This is a genomic window from Pseudomonas sp. 18.1.10 (genome assembly GCF_024655625.1).
GTDB lineage: Bacteria > Pseudomonadota > Gammaproteobacteria > Pseudomonadales > Pseudomonadaceae > Aquipseudomonas.
Map to the genome: position 1 here is coordinate 26,947 of NZ_JANLGL010000006.1, position 21,753 is coordinate 48,699.

The following is a 21,753-nucleotide window of genomic DNA, read 5'->3' on the forward strand; positions in this document are numbered from 1 at the left end:
CTTACGCCATGGACATCTCTGGAAGCAGCGCGTTTTATTCGGGCCTGAGCACCATTCAGACCGGGCAGAACCGTGTCGACCAGGCCGCCGGCAAAATCGCCAGCGCCGCGACGACCCAGCCCTCGGATGCACAGGTTGATCGTCTACGCGCGAATGACCGTGCGCAGCCTTCCAACTCGGCGAGCAATATGGTCGAGATGGCGCAAGGCAAGTTTCAAGTGGAGCTGGGCGCCAAAGTCGCCAAGGCTTCGGATGAAATGCTCGGTACGTTGATCGATACCTACGCTTAATCACCTCTCTCCATGCTTGCTGGCTCTTCTGTGGGAGCTGGCTTGCCTGCGATGGCTTCAACTCGATTCTTCTGATGCACCGCGGCGCCCGCATCGCAGGCAAGCCAGCTCCCACATTTGACCTCGGCCGCCCTCCTGAACTTCTACACTCCTCGAATTACGTGGCGTCTTGCCGCAGGCGTTGTTGCGCCTGGGATTGACCCGCGTCATGACAAACGGCATCCGAGCGACGCTTGACATCCCCAGGTCGTAAACGTATGTTTCAAACACCTGTTTGACCGCCACAACAAATCCACGCGGTTGTTCATTCCAGATACATCAGCAGAGGTTTATCGCTATGCCTGACTACAAGGCCCCCTTGCGTGATATTCGCTTCGTTCGTGACGAACTGCTTGGCTATGAAGCGCACTATCAAAGCCTGCCGGCTTGCCAGGACGCTACCCCGGACATGGTTGACGCCATTCTCGAAGAAGGCGCCAAGTTCTGTGAGCAAGTACTGGCACCGTTGAACCGCGTGGGCGACATCGAAGGGTGTACCTGGAGTGAGTCAGGCGTTAAAACCCCGACGGGTTTCAAAGAAGCCTACAAGCAATTCGTCGAAGGCGGCTGGCCAAGCCTGGCCCACGACGTGGAGCACGGCGGCCAAGGCCTGCCGGAATCCCTGGGCCTGGCGGTGAGCGAAATGGTTGGCGCTGCCAACTGGTCGTGGGGCATGTACCCGGGCCTGTCCCACGGGGCGATGAACACCATTTCCGAACACGGCACCCCCGAGCAGCAAGACGCTTACCTGACCAAGCTGGTATCGGGCGAATGGACCGGCACCATGTGCCTGACCGAGCCACACTGCGGCACCGACCTGGGCATGCTGCGCACCAAGGCCGAGCCTCAGGCCGACGGTTCCTACAAAGTCTCCGGCACCAAGATCTTCATCTCGGCCGGTGAACACGACATGGCCGACAACATCGTCCACATCGTCCTGGCCCGCCTGCCGGACGCACCGGCCGGCACCAAAGGCATCTCGCTGTTTATCGTGCCGAAGTTCCTGCCTAACGCCGATGGTTCGGTGGGCGAGCGCAACGCGGTGACCTGTGGTTCCCTGGAACACAAGATGGGCATCCACGGCAACGCCACCTGCGTGATGAACTTCGACGCGGCCACCGGTTTCCTGATCGGCCCGGCGAACAAAGGCCTGAACTGCATGTTCACCTTTATGAACACCGCGCGCCTGGGCACTGCGCTGCAAGGCCTGTCCCACGCCGAGATCGGCTTCCAGGGCGGCCTGAAATACGCTCGCGACCGCCTGCAGATGCGCTCCCTGACTGGCCCGAAAGCGCCAGACAAAGCCGCCGACCCGATCATCGTGCACCCCGACGTGCGCCGCATGCTGCTGACCATGAAAGCCTTCGCCGAAGGCAACCGTGCGATGGTGTACTTCACCGCCAAGCAAGTGGACATCGTCAAGTACGGCACCGACGACGAAGCCAAGAAGCAAGCCGATGGCCTGCTGGCCTTCATGACCCCAATCGCCAAGGCGTTCATGACCGAAGTCGGTTTTGAATCCGCCAACCACGGCGTGCAGATCTACGGCGGCCACGGTTTCATCGCCGAGTGGGGCATGGAGCAGAACGTACGCGACAGCCGCATCTCGATGCTGTACGAAGGCACCACCGGCATCCAGGCCCTCGACCTGCTGGGCCGCAAAGTGCTGATGACCCAAGGCGAAGCGCTCAAGGGCTTCACCAAGATCGTGCACAAGTTCTGCCAGGCCAACGAAGGCAACGAAGCCGTCAAGGAATTCGTTGCACCGCTGGTGGCACTGAACAAAGAGTGGGGCGAGTTGACCATGAAGGTCGGCATGGCCGCGATGAAGGACCGCGAAGAAGTCGGTGCCGCCTCGGTGGATTACCTGATGTACTCCGGTTACGCGTGCCTGGCGTACTTCTGGGCCGACATGGCGCGCCTGGCGGCCGAGAAACTGGCCGCCGGCACCACCGAAGAGGCGTTCTACACCGCCAAGCTGCAGACGGCGCGCTTCTACTTCCAGCGCATCCTGCCGCGGACCCTGGCCCATAAAGCCACCATGCTGTCGGGTGCCAACAACCTGATGGACATGAAAGAAGAAGACTTCGGCCTGGCTTACTAAGCCTTACCGGGTTCACTTCCAGAGCCGCCGCTCCTGTACGGGAGCGGCGGCTTTTTTGTGGGTGATAAAAAACCCCAGTACAGCGCTCAGGGATTACCTTCGGCTGCCGTTACAGTGATGGCAATGTGATACATGCGTGCCAGGTTGTGCTTAACTGTCTGCATACAGGCACAGTGCCATCATTCATTTGCGGGTCGGAGTTTTACCCTTGTCACGCGTGTCCGCTGTACGGTTCAGTCATTTTCTCCCTTCGTTGCTGCTGTTGCTGGCCGGGCTCTCGGCTGCGTACGTCAAGGACCTCAACGTCTTCTTTACCTCGCTGTTCAACGTGCTGCCGACCCTGGTGCTGTTGCTCGGCGGTTCGTATTGCGCGGTGTACCGTCGCCAGCGCGAACTGTTCCTGATGATTACGGTGTACGTCGCGTATTTCCTGCTGGATACCCAGACCGACTACTACCGCGACAATGGCCGCGTGCGCGAAGACGCCGCCGTGGTGTTCCACTTGTGTTGCCTGTTGTTGCCGCTGTTGTTCAGCATCTACGCGCTGTGGCAGGAAAAGACCCACCTGTTCCGCGACTTCATCGCACGCTGTGCGGTGTTGTTTGCTGTCGGCAGCGTTGCGTTGGCGTTGGAGCAAAGTTATCCCCAGGCGCTGCTGAACTGGCTGGCCGAGATTCGCTGGCCGGCGCTGCATGGCAGCTGGATGAGCCTGATCCAGTTGTCGTACCCGATGTTCCTGATCGGTTTCCTGACCCTCGCGGCGCAGTACTGGTATCAGCCCCGCCCGCTGCACGCGGCGCAACTGGTGGGGTTTGTCGGGTTGTTCTGGATGTTGCCGCAAACCTTCATCCTGCCGTTCACCCTCAACATCATGTGCAGCCAGGTGATGCTGATGATCGCCGCCGGCGTGGCCCACGAGGCGTATCAAATGGCATTCCGCGACGAGCTGACCGGCTTGCCGGGGCGGCGTGCACTGAACGAGCGCATGCAGCGCCTGGGGCGCAACTACGTACTGGCGATGACCGACGTCGATCACTTCAAGCGCTTCAACGACACCCATGGCCACGACGTGGGGGACCAGGTGCTGCGCCTGGTGGCGAGCAAGTTGGCCAAGGTCAACGGTGGCGGGCGCGCTTATCGGTATGGCGGGGAAGAGTTCGCCGTGGTGTTTGCCGGCAAGACCCTGGACGAATGCATGCCGCACCTGGAAGAGATCCGCGAGATCATCGCCAACTACGACATCAAGCTGCGCAACCCGGACCGCCCGCAGGACGATCAGCAAGGTCGCCAGCGGCGCGTGGGCAGCGGGGCAAGCAGTGTGTCGGTGACCGTGAGTATCGGCGTGGCCGAGCGCCAGGCCGAGCAGCGCACCAGCGAAGAAGTGCTCAAGTCCGCCGACCAGGCGCTGTACGCCGCCAAGGGCGCGGGGCGCAATTGCGTGATCGCGGCCGGGCAAACCCGGCGTGGCGCGGTACGCATGGAGAGCGCTGCCGGTTGAGTAATGGCGCTGTATTCAGCAGCGCTACAGTGATTGTCCAGGCGTGTTGCCGGCAGTAGGTTGAAGCCATCTGCTGCCGGAGACATTGCCATGCCTGACTACAAAGCTCCCCTGCGCGACATGCGCTTTCTGATCGACAACGTGTTTGATTTCCACGGCCACTACGCTGCGCTGGGGGCGACCGACGCCAGCCCGGACATGGTCAGCGCAATCCTCGAAGAAGGCGCGAAATTCTGCGAAAACGTGCTCGCACCGCTGAACCGCAGTGGCGATGAAGAAGGCTGCCATTTCGACAACGGCGTGGTCACCACACCCAAGGGCTTCAAGGAAGCTTTCGCCCAATACGTTGACGGCGGCTGGCACGGCGTGGCGGCAGATCCGGCCTACGGCGGCCAAGGCTTGCCGCAATCCCTGGGCCTGGTGCTCAGCGAGATGATCGGCTCCAGCAACACGTCCTGGGGCATGTACCCGGGCCTGACCCACGGCGCCATGTCGGCGATCCACGCCCACGGCAGCGCTGAGCAGAAAGACACCTTCCTGAGCAAACTCACCGCCGGCGAGTGGACCGGCACCATGTGCCTCACCGAAGCCCACTGCGGCACCGACCTGGGCCTTATCAAGACCCGCGCCGTGCCCCAGGCAGACGGCAGTTATGCGCTCACCGGGAGCAAGATTTTCATCTCGGCCGGCGAGCATGACATGAGCGCGAACATCATCCACCTGGTGCTGGCCAAGCTGCCGGATGCGCCGGCGGGCACCAAGGGCATCTCGTTGTTTATCGTGCCCAAGTTCCATGCCGACTCCGGCGCGCGCAACGCGGTGCACTGCGGTTCCATCGAACACAAGATGGGCATCAAGGCGTCGGCCACCTGCGTGCTGAACTTCGACGGGGCCAAGGGCTTCCTGATCGGCGAGGCAAATAAGGGCCTCAACTGCATGTTCACCATGATGAACCACGCGCGCCTGGGCACCGGCATGCAGGGCTTGTGCAATGGCGAGGCGAGCTTCCAGGGCGCGATCAAATACGCCAACGACCGCCTGCAGATGCGCGCACTGACCGGCGCCAAGGCCCCGGACAAAGCCGCCGACCCGATCATCGTGCACCCCGATGTGCGGCGCATGTTGCTGACCAGGAAAGCCTTCAACGAAGGCAACCGCGCCCTGACCTATTTCACCGCGCAGTTGCTCGACACTGCGCACCTGAGCAGCGACGCGGCGCAGCGCCAGGAGGCCGAAGACCTGTTGGCGTTCCTCACCCCGATCTGCAAGGCCTTTATGACCGACACCGGCCTGGAGGTGACCAACCACGGCATGCAGATATTCGGCGGCCACGGTTACATTCGCGAATGGGGCATGGAGCAACTGGCACGGGATGCGCGGATTGCGCCGATCTATGAGGGCACCAACGGCATCCAGGCCCTCGACTTGCTGGGGCGCAAGGTGCTCGGCAGCCAGGGCAAGTTGCTGCGCGGGTTTACCAAAATTGTGCATAAGTTCTGCGGGGCAAACGCCGAGCATCCTCAGCTCAAGGCTTATGTGGCGCAACTCAATCAACTGAATGGGGAATGGGGCGAGCTGACCACCAAGGTCGGGATGGCCGCCATGAAGAACCCCGATGAGGTCGGCGCGGCAGCTGTGGATTACTTGATGTACAGCGGCTACGTGGTACTCGCCTATCTATGGTTGCGCATGGCGATCGCAGCCCTTGAGCAGGATGATGCCGACTTCGCCAAGGCCAAGCTGGCCACCTGCGAGTTCTACTTCAAACGCCTGTTGCCACGTACCGCCACGCACCGCGCGGCGGTGGAAGCGGGCAGCGAATGCCTGATGAGTCTGCCGGCGGAGGCATTTGCACTCTGATGACTTAAAAATACCAATCAGTCACAAGTGGACCCTATGTGTCTGAAAAGTTGTTCGGGTACACTCGGAGCCTGTAAAACCGACACTTACCGAATTACTTTTCACGTTCTCACGAGGTTTGCCATGGCTGATTACAAAGCGCCGCTGCGTGATATGCGCTTCGTCCTCAATGAAGTCTTTGAGGTCGCCACCACTTGGGCCCAATTGCCGGCATTGGCAGACACCGTTGACGCCGAAACCGTAGAGGCCATCCTCGAAGAAGCCGGCAAAGTCACCGCCAAGTCCATCGCCCCCCTCAGCCGTGGCGGCGATGAGCAGGGTTGCCGTTGGGAAGACACGGCGGTGTTTACCCCGGACGGTTATCCACAGGCCTACAAAACCTACGCTGAAGGCGGTTGGGTCGGTGTAGGCGGTGATCCGATGTTTGGCGGCATGGGCATGCCCAAGGCGGTCTCGGCCCAGGTCGAGGAGATGATTAACTCGTCGAGCCTGGCGTTCGGCTTGTACCCGATGCTGACGTCCGGCGCCTGTGTGTCGATCAACACCCACGCCAGTGAAGAACTCAAGGCCATCTACCTGCCGAAGATGTACTCCGGCGAGTGGGCCGGCTCCATGTGCCTGACCGAAGCCCACGCCGGTACGGACCTGGGGATTATTCGCACCAAGGCCGAGCCGCAGGCGGACGGTTCCTACACCATCAGCGGCACCAAGATCTTCATCACCGGTGGCGAACACGACCTGACCGACAACATCATCCACCTGGTGCTGGCCAAGCTGCCGGATGCGCCGGCCGGTCCCAAGGGCATTTCGTTGTTCCTCGTGCCGAAGTTCATGGTCAATGCCGATGGCAGCCTGGGCGCGCGTAACCTGGTGAGCTGTGGCTCGATCGAACACAAGATGGGCATCCAGGCGTCCGCGACCTGTGTGATGAACTTCGATGGCGCCGTGGGTTACCTGGTGGGCGAGCCGAACCGGGGTCTGGCGGCGATGTTCACCATGATGAACTACGAGCGCCTGGGTGTTGGTATCCAGGGCCTGGCGTCGGGTGAGCGCTCGTACCAGAACGCGATTGAATACGCGCGTGACCGCCTGCAAAGCCGTGCGCCGACCGGTGCCCAGGCCAAGGACAAAGTGGCCGACCCGATCATCGTCCACCCGGACGTGCGGCGCATGCTGCTGACCATGAAGGCGGCGAACGAAGGCGGCCGTGCATTCTCCACTTACGTGGCGACGCAACTGGACATCGCCAAGTTCAGCGAAGACCCGGCGGCCCGCGAGCGTGCGGATAACCTGGTGGCGCTGCTGACACCCGTCGCCAAGGCGTTCTTGAGCGACCTCGGCCTGGAAACCACCGTGCTTGGCCAGCAAGTGTTTGGCGGCCACGGCTACATTCGTGAATGGGGCCAGGAGCAACTGGTGCGTGACGTGCGCATCACCCAGATCTACGAAGGCACCAACGGCATCCAGGCGCTGGACTTGATGGGCCGCAAGATCGTCGGCAGCGGCGGGGCGTTCTACACCTTGTTCGCCGACGAGATCCGCCAGTTCATTGCGTCGGCCGGCGCCGAGTTGAGCGAATTCACCAAACCGCTGGCTGCTGCGGTGGATAACCTCGACGAATTGACCGCCTGGGTGCTGGACCGCGCGAAGACCAACCCGAATGAAATCGGCGCGGCCTCCGTGGAGTATTTGCATGCATTTGGATACATGGCCTACGCCTACATGTGGGCACGCATGGCCAAGGCGGCGCTGGGCAAAGAGGCCGAGGAAGACTTCTACGCCAGCAAGTTGGGCACGGCACGCTTCTACTTTGCGCGCTTGCTGCCGCGTATCCAGTCGCTGAGTGCGTCGGTAAAAGCTGGTAGCGAATCGCTGTTTTTGCTGGATGAAGCACTGTTCTAAGGCTTTGGAGGGCGTGTAAGCATTCTCTTACATGACGTGCTGCTATTCGTCCTCTATCGCCAAATTGGATCCACAGATAATCTACTTCACATGGACGTCGCGCAGGAAGCGCAAAGCAACAACACGGACACGTAGGATTCTGCCAGGACGGCGGAGTGAAATGGATGTCAGGGAAACAGTCTGCAAAGCCCCGCTTCGGCGGGGTTTTCTTTTGCCCGCGAAAAAGTCAGGCGCTGGCCTGCGGGGCATTCATCACGTCTTCAAGCAAGGTGCGCAACAGCGCCACCGTCGCCTGCTGGCGCTGCGCATCGCGGCACACCAAGCCCACTTTCAATGGCACCCGGGGTTCGCTCAAGGGTTTCCACAGCAGCAGCTGGCTGTTGTGTTCGTCCTGGGAACGCCCTGGCAAAACCGTCGCCAGTTGGGTGTGGGGCAGGCTGTCGAGAATCCCCACCATGGTGTTCAACTCGGCCTGCACCTGTGGGCGCCGCCCGAGGTTGGCCAACTGGCCCTGCCAGATCTGCCGGACCTGAAACTCTTCCCCCAACAGCAACATCGGCAACTCGGCCGCCTGTTTCAGCGAGACTTTCTTGAATTCGCGTAGCGGGTGATCTTCGGGGATGACCACCTTCAACTCATCTTCGTACAGCAGCGCGCCGTGCAGTCCCGGCTGGCGGGGTGGCAGGTAGCTGATGCCGATGTCCAGCGAGCCGTTCAGCAGTCGCCGTTCGATCTCCAACCCGGTCAATTCGTAGATCTGCACCACCAGATGGGGCTGGGCCTTGCGCACACGTTCGAGCATTTGCGGGACCAGGCTGGTGTGCACGGTTTGCAGCACGCCGATGGCCAAGGTGCGCATGGCCTGGCCCTTGAAGTTGCGCAAGGCCTCGACGGCTTGCTGCATGCCATCGATCAGCGGCAACGCGTGGTTGTACAGCGTGTGGGCCGCCAGGGTCGGCAACAGGCGCTTGCTGCTGCGTTCGAAGAGGCTCACATCGAGGTTCTGTTCCAGTTGGCGGATCTGCTGGGACAGCGCCGGTTGGGAGATCGACAGACGCTCGGCGGCACGGCCCACGTGGCCTTCCTCATACACCGCGACGAAATAACGCAGTTGCTTGAAATCCATAAGACTTACTTATCGAAAAAGCTGGAAAATCGAAATGGCTGTTGGCCCCCGAGGCGCCTAGTCTAGCGCCTATTCGCAGGGCTTACAGGGCCAGATCGGGCAATGAACAGCGTTTATTCAGACAGCGTTTACATAGGCAAGGCAAAAAACCTCACGGCCTTAGTGGCGGGGTGTACCGACGAAGGTCCGGTTGCCATCGGGGGTGAGCTGTGAACCTGTTCAATATGCGCCGTCCTGCGCCGAGCCTGGATGACCTGATTCTGGATGAGTCGCCGTCGGGCGATTCGCTGATGCCCAGCGTGGCGCGGCCGCCGCAGGTTTTCGTACGTGGCCTGGGTTCCTGGCTGTGGGACAGTGAGGACCGAGCCTACCTGGATTTCAGCCAGGGCAACGCCGCCAACAGCCTCGGCCATAGCCCGCAGGTGTTGATAAAAGCCCTGGCCGAGCAGACCCAGGCACTGATTAACCCGGGTCATGGTTTGTATAACCGCGCCCAACTCAATCTGGCCGAGCGCCTGTGCCACCGCACCGGTAGCGATCAGGCTTACCTGCTCAACAGTGGCGCGGAAGCCTGCGAGGCGGCGATCAAGCTGGCGCGCAAGTGGGGCCAGCGGCATCGCGGCGGCGCCTATCGCATCATCAGCGCCAGCGCCGGTTGCCATGGGCGCAGCTTCGCCGCGATGGCCGCTTCGGCGGGCGCCGCTGGCAACCGCTTCGAACCTCAACTGCCGGGCTTCAGCCACGTGCCCTTCAACGATTTGCCGGCCCTGCACGCCGCGGTGGATGCGCAAACCGTCGCGATCATGCTCGAACCGATCCAGGGCGAAGCCGGCGTGATTCCAGCGACCGAGCATTACCTTAAAGGTGTGGAGCGCCTGTGCCGCGAACTGGGCATCCTGTTGATCCTCGACGAAGTGCAAACTGGCCTCGGCCGCTGTGGCACCTTGCTCGCCGAACAGCAATACGGCGTGCGCGCCGACATCATCACCCTTGGCAAAGGCCTCGGCGGCGGCGTGCCCCTGGCAGCGCTGCTGGCACGGGGCAAAGCCTGTTGCCTTGAAGTGGGCGAGCTGGAAGGCACCCATCACGGCAATGCGCTGATGGCGTCGGCCGGCGTGGCCGTACTCGATACCGTGCTGGAACATGGCTTTCTTGAGCATGTGCGTGAAGCCGGCCTGCACCTGGGCGAAGGCCTCGCCCGCCTGGCTTACCGCTACGACCACGGCCAACTGCGCGGCCACGGCCTGATGTGGGGCCTGACCTTGTCGGATGATTCTGCGGATGCGGTGGTAAAAGCGGCGCTGCACGAAGGCCTGATCCTCAACGCCCCGCAACCCAACTGCCTGCGCTTTACCCCGGCACTGACGGTGAGCAAAAGCAATATCGACGAAATGCTCCTGCGCCTGGCGCGCGCCTTCTCCCGCGTGCGCACCGCGCAACTGCAATGCCGCAAGGGCATCGCTGTTTAACCCCTATTTCCTGAACCGTCTCGCGGTATACGCGGCGCCTCCGGCCTGATTCTTTTGGCTGGGGGCGTTTTTTTGTGTGTGAAATTTTTGGATTGAAAGTGTTGATTGAGCGCTTGTGAAAACAATGGCTTTTTAACGGGCGTCGGCAAGGACTGCCGATGGGGCACAGCGTGCTCTACTTCTAATCTATACCACTGGGTGGTATGTTTGTGGGAAGGGATATCCATGAAACTCAGGTTGTTCAAGACCCGCGATTTTGCTGATGCTGCCGGTAAAGCTTGGATTTGTGATTCAGAGTTGAGGGAGGCATTTGGCCAGTTACTTAAGGGGCAAGCGGATAATCTGGGAGGCGGTGTGTGGAAAAAGCGCCTGAATCAGAACAGACATCGCTCTATTGTCCTGGCCAAGGGCAGGCATTACTGGGTTTATCAACTTTTGTTCGCCAAGCAGGATCAGAGCAATATCAGTCAAAAGGATTTGATTTGGTTTCGAGCGATGGCAAAGACTTATGAAAGTTTAAACGAAGCACAGGTCCAGCGACTTCTGGATCTCAGGGAGTTTGTGGAGATACATCATGATCAAAAAATATGAAAGCGAAGCGTTGGAGTCGGTACACAAATCCGCGGTAGCGCTTTATGCCATCGGCGCCATCAGTAAAACCACGCTTCGTGAATATGACGAGGCATGTCTATCTGCCGTCCCTGAGCAAATCCCGGCCGACCAAATCAAGCAGCTTCGTGAAAGCAGTCATGTAAGCCAACCTGTGTTCGCCCGCTACCTGAACACCAGCGCGTCCACCGTGAAAAAGTGGGAATCCGGCGAGAAACAACCCAGCGGCATGGCGCTCAAGTTGCTAAGCATTGTGAAGAAGCACGGCTTGGAGATTCTCGCCTGATAGTAGCCCAACGCCAGATCCCACTGAACCCTCACGAACCCCCAAGGTCGATTAGCTACACGGCTCACACGAGCCGATTTTCTGGAGCTGAACCCATGGACATCATTCGTATCATCATCGCCATTCTGCTGCCGCCACTGGGTGTGTTCCTGCAAGTGGGTTTCGCCGGTGCGTTCTGGCTGAATATTCTGCTGACCCTGTGCGGTTATTTCCCGGGCATCATTCACGCGGTGTACATCATCGCCAAGCGCTGAGGCCGTCAGCCTTTGGCGATGAGCCGTGAGTTGCGCTCATTGCGAAAGGCCAGTTGCTCGATGGTCTGGGTAGCGTGTTCGGCTTCTTCCCGCGCTTGCAGGATGATGCCGTGCTGCTCGGACTTGCTGCACACCGGGTCGGCATTGCTCGCATCCCCCGTGAGCATGAAGGCCTGGCAACGACAGCCGCCGAAGTCTTTTTCCTTTTCATCGCATGAACGGCACGGCTCGGGCATCCAGTCGTAGCCGCGAAAGCGGTTGAAGCCGAACGAGTCGTACCAGATGTGCTGCATGCTGTGGTCGCGCACGTTGGGAAATTGCACCGGCATCTGTCGGGCGCCGTGACAGGGCAGGGCGGTGCCGTCCGGCGTGACTGTCAGAAAGATACTGCCCCAGCCATTCATGCAGGCTTTCGGGCGTTCCTCGTAGTAGTCCGGGGTCACGAAGATCAGCTTGCACGGGTGGCCTTCGGCTTCCAGTTTGGCGCGGTACTCGTTGGTGATGCGTTCGGCGCGCACCAGTTGTTCCTGGGTGGGTAGCAACCCGACGCGGTTGAGCTGCGCCCAGCCGTAGAACTGGCAGGTGGCGAGTTCGACAAAGTCCGCTTCCAGCGCGATGCACAGCTCAATGATGCGGTCGATCTTGTCGATATTGTGCCGATGGGTGACGAAGTTCAGCACCATCGGGTAGCCGTGGGCTTTTACCGCGCGGGCCATTTCGAGTTTTTGCGCGAAGGCTTTTTTCGAGCCGGCCAGCAGGTTGTTCACTTGCTCGTCGCTGGCCTGGAAACTGATCTGGATATGGTCCAGGCCGGCCTTCTTGAAGTCGCTGATCTTCTGCTCGGTGAGGCCAATGCCGGATGTAATCAGGTTGGTGTAGAACCCCAGTTTGCGCGCCTCGGCGATCAGTTCGGCGAGGTCCTGGCGCACCAACGGTTCACCGCCGGAGAAGCCTAGCTGCGCGGCGCCCATTTCCCGCGCTTCGCGAAACACCTTGAACCACTGCTCGGTGCTCAGCTCCTTGCCCTGCTCGGCAAAATCCAGCGGGTTGGAGCAATACGGGCACTGCAGCGGGCAGCGGTAGGTCAGCTCGGCGAGCAGCCACAACGGCAGGCCAATCGGCGGTTTTTCAGGCAAGGGTGATCCAGTGCTCAGCACGGGCGACCTCCATGAATTGCTCGATGTCGTCACCCAGCTCCGGCACGCCGGGGAACTGTTTATCCAGCTCGGCGATGATCGCCGCCACGTCGCGCTCGCCGTCGATCAAGCCGCCGATCAGTGCGGCGCTGTCGTTGAGCTTTATCATGCCTTCGGGGTAGAGCAGCACATGGCCCTTTTGTGCGGGTTCGTACTGGTAGCGATAACCTTGGCGCCAGGTCGGTTTCTTGCTGCGATCAAAGCTCATAGGGCGATCCCCTTATGCCATACCCGTTGGTCGGTCACGCTGTGATACGGCGGGCGTTTCAGTTCGTAGGCCATGCTCATGGCGTCCAGCATGCTCCACAAAATATCCAGTTTGAACTGGAGAATTTCCAGCATGCGTTCCTGGCCTTCGCGGGTGGTGTAGTGCTGCAGGGTGATCGCCAGACCGTGCTCCACATCACGCCGGGCCTGGCCCAGGCGGGTGCGGAAATATTCGTAGCCGGTGGGGTCGATCCACGGGTAGTGCTGCGGCCAGCTGTCGAGGCGCGACTGGTGGATCTGCGGCGCGAACAGTTCGGTCAACGAGCTGCTAGCGGCTTCTTGCCAACTGGCGCGACGGGCGAAGTTGACGTAGGCATCGACCGCAAATCGTACGCCGGGCAGGACCAATTCCTGCGAACGCAGTTGATCGGGGTCGAGGCCGACGGCCTGGCCCAGGCGCAGCCAGGCTTCGATACCGCCGTCTTCACCCGGTGCGCCGTCGTGGTCGAGCAGGCGCTGGATCCACTCGCGGCGGATCTCGCGATCCGGGCAGTTGGCCAGGATCGCCGCGTCTTTGAGCGGGATGTTCACCTGGTAGTAGAAGCGGTTGGCAACCCAGCCCTGGATCTGCTCGCGGCTCGCGCGGCCTTCGTACATCGCCACGTGGTACGGGTGATGGATATGGTAGAAGGCGCCCTTGGCCCGCAGGGCGGCTTCGAATTCGGCGGTGGTCAATGGCGTGTCAGTCATTTCGATCGCTCCTACAATTCAATGCTCATGCCGTCGTAAGCCACTTCGACATTGCGCCGCACCAGTTCCGCGCGCTCGGGGGAGTCTTCATCGAGGATCGGGTTGGTGTTGTTGATGTGGATAAGTACTTTGCGCTGCTCGGGCAACTGTTCCAGCACTTCGAGCATGCCGCCGGGACCGTTTTGCGCCAGGTGGCCCATCTCGCGTCCGGTGCGGGTGCCGACGCCACGGCGCTGCATTTCGTCGTCATCCCACATCGTGCCGTCCACCAGCAGGCAGTCGCTGCCGGCCATGATCTCCAGCAGCGGCGCGTCGACTTTGCCCAGGCCTGGGGCGTAGAACAGCTTGCCGCCGGTGCGCAGGTCTTCGACGATCAAGCCGATGTTGTCGCCCGGATGCGGGTCGAAGCGGTGTGGCGAGTAGGGCGGTGCGGCGCTGCGCAGTGGCAGTGGGGTGAAACGCAGGTTGGGGCAGGCCGGGACGGTGAAGCTGGTGTCCAGCTCGATGCGGTTCCAGGCCAGGCCGCCGTTCCAGTGGGTCAGCATGGTGAACAGCGGGAAGCCGGTGCTGAGGTCTTCATGGACCATGTCCGTGCACCACACCTGGTGCGGGCAACCTTCGCGCAGGCTCAGCAGGCCGGTGGTGTGGTCGATCTGGCTGTCCATCAGGATGATCGCGCTGATGCCGGTGTCGCGCAGGGCCCGGCCCGGTTGCATCGGCGCAAAGCCTTGCAGTTGCGCACGAATATCCGGCGAGGCGTTGCACAGCACCCAATTCACACCATCGTCGGAGATCGCGATGGACGACTGGGTACGCGCCTGGGCCCGCAGGCTGCCATCACGAAAACCTGCGCAGTTCACGCAGTTGCAGTTCCACTGGGGGAAACCACCGCCGGCGGCGGAACCTAGAATCTGGACAAACATGGTAGCTCCCAAGCAAAGCTCAAAACAAAAACGCCCCGGGCGGGCCGAGGCGTTGTATTACCCAGCGGATTAACGGCTGGCGAAGTACATGGTGACTTCGAAACCGATACGCAGATCAGTGTAAGCAGGTTTGGACCAGGTCATATTCTTACTCCTACCAAGGGATGGGACTTTCACTACCAAGTAATACATATAGTCCACCTCCAATCGGAGATGTTCAGCTGTGTGCCTAGGAATAATACTCAGATCTGTTCAAGTTAGCGCTGTCTCGGAGGAAAAAGCCTGTTGCAGGGTTGGCAACGATCAGCCTGGAGACAGCCATTGGCCCTTGCTGATTGGGCCGTTGGCGATACAGCGCCAGCCGCCCGTGGCGTCGATCAATTGTTCGGCGGCGTGCTGCATCTGTTCACGCGCAAGGCGCTGGATTGATTGTTGAAGGTGCTCCAGATAATCCGCCGGATGCCCCGCCAAACGCGCGTGCCAGAGCAGTTCGGCGGCCTGGGCAAGGGGTAGCGTCTCAGTTGAGAACTGTCGGGCCAGCACCCGGTTGCCGAGGTCTTCGCTGCTGCTGATGCGTGCCGGTAATTGCGCGAGGAAGGTGTGCAGGTGTTCGACGATCCCATCGAGGGACACGTTGGGGGATTGCACGCCAAACAGCAGGCCGGTTTGCCCGTTGATCTGTCGGACGCCGCTGAATACCGCGTAGCCGATTTGCAGTTCGACCCGCAGGCGTTGGTAAAACGGGCCCTGGAGCACATGCCCCAGCAGGCGCCACGCAGCCTCATCCGCCAGGGATTGGCTGGGTGCCGGGCAAAACAGCAGCAGGGCGGCCTCGCTGGAGTCGGTTTGCACCTCATGCCAGACACGCTGGCCGCCGAGGGCTGGCAGGACCTGTTCGAGATTTGCAGGGTGTCCGGGCAGACGGGCCGCTGCGGCTTTGATCGCTGCTTCAGACGCGGCGGAAAACCCCAGCCCCAGGCCTTGCCATTGTGCGCTGGCCCAGGTTGCCTCGGTGTTTTCGGGCGTGTTGGCGGTGCAGAAACCAGGCAACGCCTTGAGCAATTCGCGGATGGCGATCATCGGCGTAGGTGTGCAGGGTGCTTGTTGGGTTTGATTCAGGCTGTGCGCCAACGCGTCCAGCACTGCCGGCATGGGTTCGGGCAGCCCGACCAGTTTCACCAGCCAGTCATTGCCGACGGTTTCAAACGACAATTCGACGCCTGCCTGACGAGCGTTCTCACGCAATGGTTGCAAGGCGCCTTCCAGGCCCGTGGGCGCAAAGCGCCAGTGCAGGTACAGCGCAGCCTCATCGGTGTCATCTGCCAGCGCTTGGCTGAACGTCAGTGCCGATGCTTCCCGACGCCCCCGTGAACGGTCCTGGGCGAACGTGCGTAAACCCCGGTGGGCGCTGGTCTGCCCGCGAATCAGACCGGCGCGTTCTTCCTTGAGCGGCGGGCGCAGGAAGGGATTGCTGGGTGGCAGTTGCCAGGTGTGTCGAGCAGCCGGCAAGTGCAGCGCGTCGAGCATGGCTTTGAGGGCGGCGATGGCCTGCTCCGACAAGTCTTCGCTGGCGTGTTGAGCCAAGGCCAGGGCGCCACGGGTCTGTTGCTGGCGAGCGGCGAGCAGGGCGAACTCTTCTCTCAGTGAAGTCCAATCGCTGTGTGCGAAAAAGCTCAGCCAGTCGTACAGCAAGGATTCAATCAGTGTCGCCTGTTCACCCTGTGCGCCGAGCGTAAAGTCGATATCGAGCAGGGCTTGCCCGGCGAAGTGATACAGCACCGTCGCCTGCAGGTCAGTAGCCAGTTGCCGGGCTTGCAGTTCGGCCAACAGCCCGCCCGGCGCCGAGGCGTTGAGCCAGGTGCAAAGGAACTCCAGCGGTGCGCGGGGCGCCTGGCAAGTGATGACTTGATGCAGGTGGTTGTCGACTTTGTGCTGATAGCCCTGGGCTTGGCCGGTCATCAATGCGGGCGGCGCGGCTTGCGGGTGCAACGGGCCTGTAGACAGTTGCGTGCTGAATCGCTGGGCCAGGGCCTCCAGCTCGTCCAACGGCTGCGGCCCGGCGAGGCGCAGGCTCATCTGCCCGCTCTGGTAATACTGCTGATGGAATTCCCGCAAGGCCTGCTGAAATGCCCCACGCTCCACCGGCAGGCTGTCGCGGTTGCCCGCGTGAAAACCCCGCAGTGGATGATCCGCCGCCAGCCCTTCGAACAACGCCACCTGCTGCTGTGCCTTGGCATCCTGGGACCAGGCGACAAACTCCGCGTGCAGCACTTCGCGCTCGCGCAGTTGGTCTTCCGGCGCCAGGCGCGGGTGGGTCAGTATGTCCGCCAAGCGTTCCAGGCCATCGGCAAAGGTTGCAACCGGCAGTTCGAAGAAGAACTCGGTGGTGCGCTCACGGGTGCTGGCATTGACCTGGCCACCGTGGCGTTGCACGTAAGCCATCAACCCTTCGCCGGTAGGAAAACGCTCGGTACCAAGAAACAACAGGTGTTCAAGAAAATGTGCCAGTCCCGGCCAGGCCAGCGGCACGTCATGGCTACCGGCAGCCACCTGTAAGGCAGCGGCGCAGCGCTTCAAGCGTGGCGCATGGAGCAGGGTAACCCGCAGGCCATTGGCGAGGGTCAGTTGACGATCAAGGGGGTGGGCCGGCGCAGGCATGGGCACTTCCGAAACATAGGAAGTGCCTATGCTAGCAAACCCAATGGGTCAGGGCTTGTGCAGCGTGCCGTACAGTTCGGGGCGGCGGTCGTGCAGGTAGTGGTTGGCGGCGCGGGCATCGAGGATCGATTGGCGCTCCAGGGTGCCGACGATCAAGGCTTCGTCCAGTCCCGCCTGGGCAATGCGCTGGCCATCCGGCGAGGCGATGCTGCTTTGCCCGCAGTAGTGGATATCGCCTTCATGTCCGCAGTAATTGGCGTAGGCCACGTAGCATTGGTTCTCGAAGGCCCGCGCCCGCACGGTGACGTCGGCGACGAAGTCGAACGGCACCATGTTCGCCGTGGGCACCAGGATCAGCTCGGCGCCGGCCAGGGCCAGGCGGCGGGTGTTTTCCGGGAACTCCAGGTCGTAGCAGATCAGCATGCCCAGCTTCCAGCCGTTGAGCTCCACCAGCGGAAAGTCGTCGCCGCCGGCGCTGAACATCGAGTGATCGAGGTCGCCAAACAGATGGGTCTTGCGGTAATTGCACAGGCGCTGGCCGTGGGCGTCGATCAACTGCACGGCGTTGTAGATCTGTCCGTCTTCAGCGCGTTCCGGGTAGCCGTACACAATCGCCAGGCCCGCGCTTTGCGCCAGCTCGGCAATCGTCTGCGCGGAGGGGCCATCTGCCGCCTCGGCCAAGGCGCCAACCGCTTCGGCGCCGATGTTGTAGCCGCTGAGGAACATCTCTGGCAGCACCAGCACATCGGCGCCGCAGGCTTCATGCGCCAACTGGTGCAGGCGCGCGAGGTTGCCGGCCACATCCAGCGGTAGCGGCGGGCATTGGTACAGGGCGACACGCATGGTTCGGCTCCTTACTCGGCCAGGGCGATCGGGCCGATTTCATCGAACACATCACCCGGGCCCGGGTTCTCGGGGTGAGTGCTGCCGCCGAAGTGGGTCATGATGCCCCACACGGCGTTCAGCGAAGTTTGCACGGCGCCTTCTACCCAGGCCGGGGTCCAGGAAACGTCGTCACCGGCGATAAAAATCCCACGCTGTTCGGCGGGCATGTCCTTCTGCATGAAGTGCGCATACATCCGCTGGTTGTAGCGATAGTGGCCGGGCAGCGCGCCTTTGAAGGCCCCGAGGAAGTGCGGGTCCGCTTCCCAGGACACGGTAATCGGGTCGCCGATGATGCGCGCCTTGATATCGACTTTCGGGTAGATCTTCTTCAGGGCGTCGAGGGCCAGTTTTACACGCTTGTCGATGGGCTGCGGGAGCATTTTCAGCGCGTCGCTCATCCACGAGTAAGACAGGCAGATCACGCCCGGCTTGTCGTCGCCGTTGTCGAACAGGTAGGTGCCACGGGTCAGGCGATCGGTGAGGGTCATGCTCATCAGGTCGCGGCCGGTTTCCGGGTCTTTGTCTTTCCAGAACGGGCGATCGACCATCACGAAGGTCTTCGACGATTGCATGTAGCGGGTGCGGTCCAGGGCCATCCACATTTTTTGCGAGAACAGGCTTTCGTCGCATTCGATCTGGGTGGTCAGCAGCCAGCTTTGGCAGGTGGTCAGCACGGCGGCGTATTCGCGGGTGTCGCCATAGTTGTCGGTGACGGCGAAACGGCCACCGTCGGCGTGGGCAATGCGCTTCACCCCGGCCCGTGGCGCGCCGCGGTGCAACGAGCTGAGGCTGGTGCCGGCCGGCCAGTGGGCGCAACGTTCCGGCACATGGCGCCAGATGCCCATGGGCACTTGCGCCACGCCGCCGACCACGAGGTGCTGGTGGTCGTCGCAGTTGGTCATGACCACGCGGAAGATTTCCAGCATCGAGTTGGGAAAGTCCGAGTCCCAGCCGCCGGTGCCGAAGCCGACCTGGCCGAAGACTTCGCGGTGCAGGAATGACAGCTTGGCAAACGCCTTGGAGGTGGCGACGAAGTCGTAGAAGGTGCGGTCGTCCCACAGCGGCACGAGCTTGTTCCACAGCGCCTTGAGGCGCGGCACATCACGGTCGCGGATGGCTTGCTGGATGTCTCCGAACTGCGAGCCGGCTTCCAGGGCATCGGCCCAGGCGTCGGCGACTTCCTGGAACAGCACCGGCAAATCCGACAGCTTTTGTGCGTAATGGGTCTGGCCTTCCAGGTCGATCACTGTACTGCCAGACGCTGGGGTCAAGGGGTTGGGGAATGGTTTGGTTTCCAGCCCGAGTTTGTCCACATAGTGGTAGAACGCGGTGGACGACACCGGGAAGCGCATACCGCCGAGCTCGGCGATGATGCCTTCCGCGCCTTCAAATGCCTGGGAGCGCAAGCGCCCACCCATTTTCGAGGCTTCGTAAACCACGGGCTTGAGGCCCAGTTTCATCAGCTCGTAGGCGGCCACCAGGCCGGCAATGCCCGCGCCGACAATCGCCACTTCGGCGCCATGATGGGCGGCGGGAATGCTACCCAGGCCGGCGGGGTGCTCGATCCAGTCATCAAAGGCAAACGGGAAGTCCGGGCCAAAGATGGTGATGGGTTTTTTACCGTCTGCAGGGTGGCGATTGTTTTTGTTGAATGGGTTCATGGCTGACCTGGCTGGCGACTCGGCGGGGCACGTCCCGCTGAGTATAGGAAAAGATGGCAGCCAGTTTAGGGAGCGTAGCGTGCGTTAATAAGACGCAATGTGTCGTCGTATTGAGCTGTTTTTAGTCAGAGTGACGAAGTTGGCGGTCAAACTGGCTGTCCGCGATCCAATTTGTTGCTGAGGATGATCGAGGTGGTGGTTTTTTCCACGCCATCGACGCTGCCGATCTGGTCCAGCAACTGGTCAAGCTGCTCCGGCGAATCGGTGCGCAGCCACGCCACGTAATCGAACTCGCCGCTCACCGCGCACAACTGCTGGACCTGGGCCATCGCACTCAGGCGGCGCAGCACTTCCTTGCCTGAGCGCGGCTGCACTGTGATTCCCACATAAGCCTGCAAACCGCCATCGGCCACCCGCTGGCCCAGACGCACACCGTAACCGGTGATGACCTGGGTCTTTTCCAGGCGTGCCAGGCGCGACGTCACCGTGGTGCGCGCGATGCCCAACTGCCGGGCGAGCATGGCCACGCTTTCGCGCGCGTTGATCTGCAGGGCGGCGATCAGTTGGCGGTCGATTTCATCTAGGGCAGGCAAGGGGTGGCTCCGATACAGACGGCAATGGGCGGCATGTTACAGGCTTGTGTCGGCGAGCAGGCAGCGCGCAAACAGTTGCGGTACTGGCAGATGGCGTTGGTTGTAGCGACTGAGCAGGATGATCTCGCGGTAAAAGGTAAGACTGCCCAGCGGGATAATTCGTACGCTCGGCGAGCGTTCCAGCCACAGGCCAGCCTGCGGAATCAACGACACGCCCAAGCCGCACTCGACCATTTTGACGATGGCCTCCAGCTCATCCAACTCCAGCGCCACCTGCACATTGAGCTTCTGCTCGCGTAGAAACCGGCTGACCAGTCGGCCACCAAATGAGGCGCGGTCGTAGCGCACATGGGGTTGTGTGGCGAGCAGTTGTAACGTGTCATCGCCCGTTACAGCGTGGGGCACGATCAGGACGAATGGCTCCTTGCGCAGCACCTGCACGTGCAGCTCCTTGGGGAGGTCGAAGGGTGGACGAATGATAATCGCCGAATCCAACTCGCCCGCGTCCACCTGACTCAACAGCTCCAGGGACACCCCCGGCACCAGCTTGCACTCCAGCGTCGGCGCGGCTTGGCGTAAACGCAGCAAGGTCTGGGGCAGCAAGCCAGTTTGCGCGGTGGTGATTGCACCGACTTTCAACTCGCCGCGGTACTCGTTGGCATCCACCGGCACGGCCATGCGATTGAAGGTCTCCAGAATCTCCTTGGCCAGCGGCAAGGCACGTACGCCAGCGGCATTCAGCGTGGCCTGGCGCCCCGTGCGGTCGAACAGCGACACGCCCAGCGCCTGCTCCAGTTGGCGAATCTGCGCGCTGACCGCCGACTGCGTCAGCCCGATATGCATGCCTGCCGCCGCGAACGTGCCGTGGCGGGTGACGGCGATAAAAGTCTTCAGCTCGCGCAGCATGGGGCCTCGATTGATCGAAATAATTTGAGCTCGGTTCAAAAACTATCGTCTTTTCATCTCCAGCGGCAAGGATAGACTCCATGCACTTACTACCCTCAGAGGTTTGACCTGATGACAATCGCCCCTTTTCACTTGGCAATACCGGTATTCGACCTTGCCGCTGCGCGTTATTTCTATGGGGACGTCTTTGGGTTGGAAGAGGGGCGGTCCAGCGAACAATGGGTCGACTTTAACTTCTTCGGCCACCAGTTGGTGATCCACGAACACCCGAAAACCGCGTCCCAGGCGTCGGCGCATACCAATGCGGTAGACGGCCATGACGTGCCCGTCCCGCACTTTGGCGTCGTGCTGGGCTGGGACGATTGGCACGCGCTGGCGGATCGCTTGCAAGCGCGGCGAACGAAGTTTGTGCTGGAGCCGCACATCCGGTTCAAAGGCCAGGCGGGGGAGCAGGCGACGCTGTTTCTGTTCGACCCGTGTGGGAATGCGCTGGAGTTCAAGGCGTTCAGAGATATTGGCCAGTTGTTTGCGAAGTAA

21 protein-coding genes are annotated in these 21,753 nt (G+C 61.4%); 10 read left to right on the forward strand and 11 right to left on the reverse strand.

Annotation, left to right across the window (positions count from 1 at the left end; all coding sequences use genetic code 11):
- Positions 1–8: 8 nt before the first annotated feature.
- The 5 genes from NUV89_RS01965 to NUV89_RS01985 all read left to right on the forward strand — a co-directional run bounded on the left by NUV89_RS01965 (position 9) and on the right by NUV89_RS01985 (position 7,693).
- Positions 9–290 (forward strand): hypothetical protein, encoded by a 282-nt coding sequence (locus tag NUV89_RS01965; RefSeq protein WP_017739535.1) that lies wholly within the window; start codon positions 9–11, stop codon positions 288–290.
- 337 nt (positions 291–627) lie between these two features.
- Entirely contained in the window at positions 628–2,433 is a 1,806-nt protein-coding gene (locus tag NUV89_RS01970) for a phenylacyl-CoA dehydrogenase (RefSeq protein ID WP_017739534.1), read from the forward strand.
- Between the two features lie 208 nt (positions 2,434–2,641).
- Positions 2,642–3,931 carry a diguanylate cyclase gene (locus tag NUV89_RS01975; RefSeq protein WP_257780104.1) on the forward strand — a complete coding sequence of 430 codons (1,290 nt, stop codon included), beginning with the start codon at positions 2,642–2,644 and terminating at the stop codon, positions 3,929–3,931.
- 90 nt (positions 3,932–4,021) lie between these two features.
- A complete protein-coding gene (locus NUV89_RS01980; RefSeq protein WP_257780105.1) occupies positions 4,022–5,791 on the forward strand; it encodes an acyl-CoA dehydrogenase C-terminal domain-containing protein in 1,770 nt (589 codons plus the stop codon).
- A gap of 123 nt (positions 5,792–5,914) precedes the next feature.
- Positions 5,915–7,693, forward strand: coding sequence for an acyl-CoA dehydrogenase C-terminal domain-containing protein (locus NUV89_RS01985; protein WP_257780106.1), 1,779 nt, complete (start codon positions 5,915–5,917; stop codon positions 7,691–7,693).
- 226 nt (positions 7,694–7,919) lie between these two features.
- Here NUV89_RS01985 and NUV89_RS01990 read toward each other — a convergent pair whose 3' ends face one another.
- Positions 7,920–8,819, reverse strand: coding sequence for a LysR family transcriptional regulator (locus NUV89_RS01990; RefSeq protein ID WP_257780107.1), 900 nt, complete (start codon positions 8,817–8,819; stop codon positions 7,920–7,922).
- Between the two features lie 209 nt (positions 8,820–9,028).
- Here NUV89_RS01990 and NUV89_RS01995 point away from each other — a divergent pair, with 209 nt between their 5' ends.
- The 4 genes from NUV89_RS01995 (at position 9,029) to NUV89_RS02010 (ending at position 11,437) form a co-directional block, all read left to right on the forward strand.
- Positions 9,029–10,288 carry an aspartate aminotransferase family protein gene (locus NUV89_RS01995; protein ID WP_257780108.1) on the forward strand — a complete coding sequence of 420 codons (1,260 nt, stop codon included), beginning with the start codon at positions 9,029–9,031 and terminating at the stop codon, positions 10,286–10,288.
- A 225-nt stretch (positions 10,289–10,513) separates the two neighbouring features.
- Positions 10,514–10,879 (forward strand): type II toxin-antitoxin system RelE/ParE family toxin, encoded by a 366-nt coding sequence (locus NUV89_RS02000; protein ID WP_257780109.1) that lies wholly within the window; start codon positions 10,514–10,516, stop codon positions 10,877–10,879.
- On the forward strand, positions 10,863–11,183 hold the full coding sequence (locus tag NUV89_RS02005) for a DNA-binding transcriptional regulator (RefSeq protein ID WP_257780110.1): 321 nt from the start codon (positions 10,863–10,865) through the stop codon (positions 11,181–11,183). The genes NUV89_RS02000 and NUV89_RS02005 overlap by 17 nt, the downstream gene beginning before the upstream one ends.
- Before the next feature lie 95 nt (positions 11,184–11,278).
- Positions 11,279–11,437, forward strand: coding sequence for a YqaE/Pmp3 family membrane protein (locus tag NUV89_RS02010; RefSeq protein ID WP_010207008.1), 159 nt, complete (start codon positions 11,279–11,281; stop codon positions 11,435–11,437).
- 5 nt (positions 11,438–11,442) lie between these two features.
- On the opposite strand, the gene pqqE is transcribed toward NUV89_RS02010, so the two are convergent.
- The 10 genes from pqqE to NUV89_RS02060 form a co-directional block, all read right to left on the reverse strand.
- A complete protein-coding gene (gene pqqE / locus NUV89_RS02015; RefSeq protein WP_257780111.1) occupies positions 11,443–12,573 on the reverse strand; it encodes a pyrroloquinoline quinone biosynthesis protein PqqE in 1,131 nt (376 codons plus the stop codon).
- Positions 12,566–12,841, reverse strand: a complete 276-nt coding sequence (gene pqqD, locus NUV89_RS02020) for a pyrroloquinoline quinone biosynthesis peptide chaperone PqqD (RefSeq protein ID WP_003194772.1) — start codon at positions 12,839–12,841, stop codon at positions 12,566–12,568. Before pqqD ends, pqqE begins: the two co-directional genes overlap by 8 nt.
- Entirely contained in the window at positions 12,838–13,590 is a 753-nt protein-coding gene (gene pqqC / locus NUV89_RS02025) for a pyrroloquinoline-quinone synthase PqqC (RefSeq protein WP_017739525.1), read from the reverse strand. Before pqqC ends, pqqD begins: the two co-directional genes overlap by 4 nt.
- Positions 13,591–13,601: 11 nt before the next feature.
- Positions 13,602–14,513 (reverse strand): pyrroloquinoline quinone biosynthesis protein PqqB, encoded by a 912-nt coding sequence (gene pqqB, locus NUV89_RS02030; protein WP_122513965.1) that lies wholly within the window; start codon positions 14,511–14,513, stop codon positions 13,602–13,604.
- A 69-nt stretch (positions 14,514–14,582) separates the two neighbouring features.
- Positions 14,583–14,657 (reverse strand): pyrroloquinoline quinone precursor peptide PqqA, encoded by a 75-nt coding sequence (gene pqqA, locus NUV89_RS02035; RefSeq protein WP_003194766.1) that lies wholly within the window; start codon positions 14,655–14,657, stop codon positions 14,583–14,585.
- A gap of 159 nt (positions 14,658–14,816) precedes the next feature.
- Positions 14,817–17,171, reverse strand: a complete 2,355-nt coding sequence (pqqF, locus tag NUV89_RS02040; RefSeq protein ID WP_257780112.1) for a pyrroloquinoline quinone biosynthesis protein PqqF — start codon at positions 17,169–17,171, stop codon at positions 14,817–14,819.
- A 48-nt stretch (positions 17,172–17,219) separates the two neighbouring features.
- Positions 17,220–18,014: a carbon-nitrogen hydrolase family protein gene (locus NUV89_RS02045; protein ID WP_257780113.1), complete on the reverse strand. Its 795-nt coding sequence runs from the start codon at positions 18,012–18,014 to the stop codon at positions 17,220–17,222.
- 11 nt (positions 18,015–18,025) lie between these two features.
- On the reverse strand, positions 18,026–19,717 hold the full coding sequence (locus NUV89_RS02050; RefSeq protein WP_257780114.1) for an NAD(P)/FAD-dependent oxidoreductase: 1,692 nt from the start codon (positions 19,715–19,717) through the stop codon (positions 18,026–18,028).
- A 146-nt stretch (positions 19,718–19,863) separates the two neighbouring features.
- Complete coding sequence (locus tag NUV89_RS02055; RefSeq protein ID WP_207045088.1) at positions 19,864–20,310, reverse strand: Lrp/AsnC family transcriptional regulator; 447 nt, start codon at positions 20,308–20,310, stop codon at positions 19,864–19,866.
- A gap of 36 nt (positions 20,311–20,346) precedes the next feature.
- Entirely contained in the window at positions 20,347–21,216 is an 870-nt protein-coding gene (locus tag NUV89_RS02060) for a LysR family transcriptional regulator (RefSeq protein WP_257780115.1), read from the reverse strand.
- A gap of 111 nt (positions 21,217–21,327) precedes the next feature.
- Here NUV89_RS02060 and NUV89_RS02065 point away from each other — a divergent pair, with 111 nt between their 5' ends.
- On the forward strand, positions 21,328–21,753 hold the full coding sequence (locus NUV89_RS02065; protein ID WP_257780116.1) for a VOC family protein: 426 nt from the start codon (positions 21,328–21,330) through the stop codon (positions 21,751–21,753).

Excerpts from the sequence above, each read along its gene's own strand:
- NUV89_RS01990 (WP_257780107.1), bottom strand. The coding sequence starts at position 8,819 with ATGGATTTCAAGCAACTGCGTTATTTCGTCGCGGTGTATGAGGAAGGC.
- NUV89_RS01970 (WP_017739534.1), top strand. The coding sequence starts at position 628 with ATGCCTGACTACAAGGCCCCCTTGCGTGATATTCGCTTCGTTCGTGAC.
- NUV89_RS02050 (WP_257780114.1), bottom strand. The coding sequence starts at position 19,717 with ATGAACCCATTCAACAAAAACAATCGCCACCCTGCAGACGGTAAAAAA.
- NUV89_RS01985 (WP_257780106.1), top strand. The coding sequence starts at position 5,915 with ATGGCTGATTACAAAGCGCCGCTGCGTGATATGCGCTTCGTCCTCAAT.
- NUV89_RS02045 (WP_257780113.1), bottom strand. The coding sequence starts at position 18,014 with ATGCGTGTCGCCCTGTACCAATGCCCGCCGCTACCGCTGGATGTGGCC.
- pqqD (WP_003194772.1), bottom strand. The coding sequence starts at position 12,841 with ATGAGCTTTGATCGCAGCAAGAAACCGACCTGGCGCCAAGGTTATCGC.
- NUV89_RS02060 (WP_257780115.1), bottom strand. The coding sequence starts at position 21,216 with ATGCTGCGCGAGCTGAAGACTTTTATCGCCGTCACCCGCCACGGCACG.
- NUV89_RS02000 (WP_257780109.1), top strand. The coding sequence starts at position 10,514 with ATGAAACTCAGGTTGTTCAAGACCCGCGATTTTGCTGATGCTGCCGGT.
- NUV89_RS02065 (WP_257780116.1), top strand. The coding sequence starts at position 21,328 with ATGACAATCGCCCCTTTTCACTTGGCAATACCGGTATTCGACCTTGCC.
- NUV89_RS01980 (WP_257780105.1), top strand. The coding sequence starts at position 4,022 with ATGCCTGACTACAAAGCTCCCCTGCGCGACATGCGCTTTCTGATCGAC.
- NUV89_RS02010 (WP_010207008.1), top strand. The coding sequence starts at position 11,279 with ATGGACATCATTCGTATCATCATCGCCATTCTGCTGCCGCCACTGGGT.
- pqqF (WP_257780112.1), bottom strand. The coding sequence starts at position 17,171 with ATGCCTGCGCCGGCCCACCCCCTTGATCGTCAACTGACCCTCGCCAAT.
- pqqC (WP_017739525.1), bottom strand. The coding sequence starts at position 13,590 with ATGACTGACACGCCATTGACCACCGCCGAATTCGAAGCCGCCCTGCGG.
- pqqB (WP_122513965.1), bottom strand. The coding sequence starts at position 14,513 with ATGTTTGTCCAGATTCTAGGTTCCGCCGCCGGCGGTGGTTTCCCCCAG.
- NUV89_RS01965 (WP_017739535.1), top strand. The coding sequence starts at position 9 with ATGGACATCTCTGGAAGCAGCGCGTTTTATTCGGGCCTGAGCACCATT.
- NUV89_RS02005 (WP_257780110.1), top strand. The coding sequence starts at position 10,863 with ATGATCAAAAAATATGAAAGCGAAGCGTTGGAGTCGGTACACAAATCC.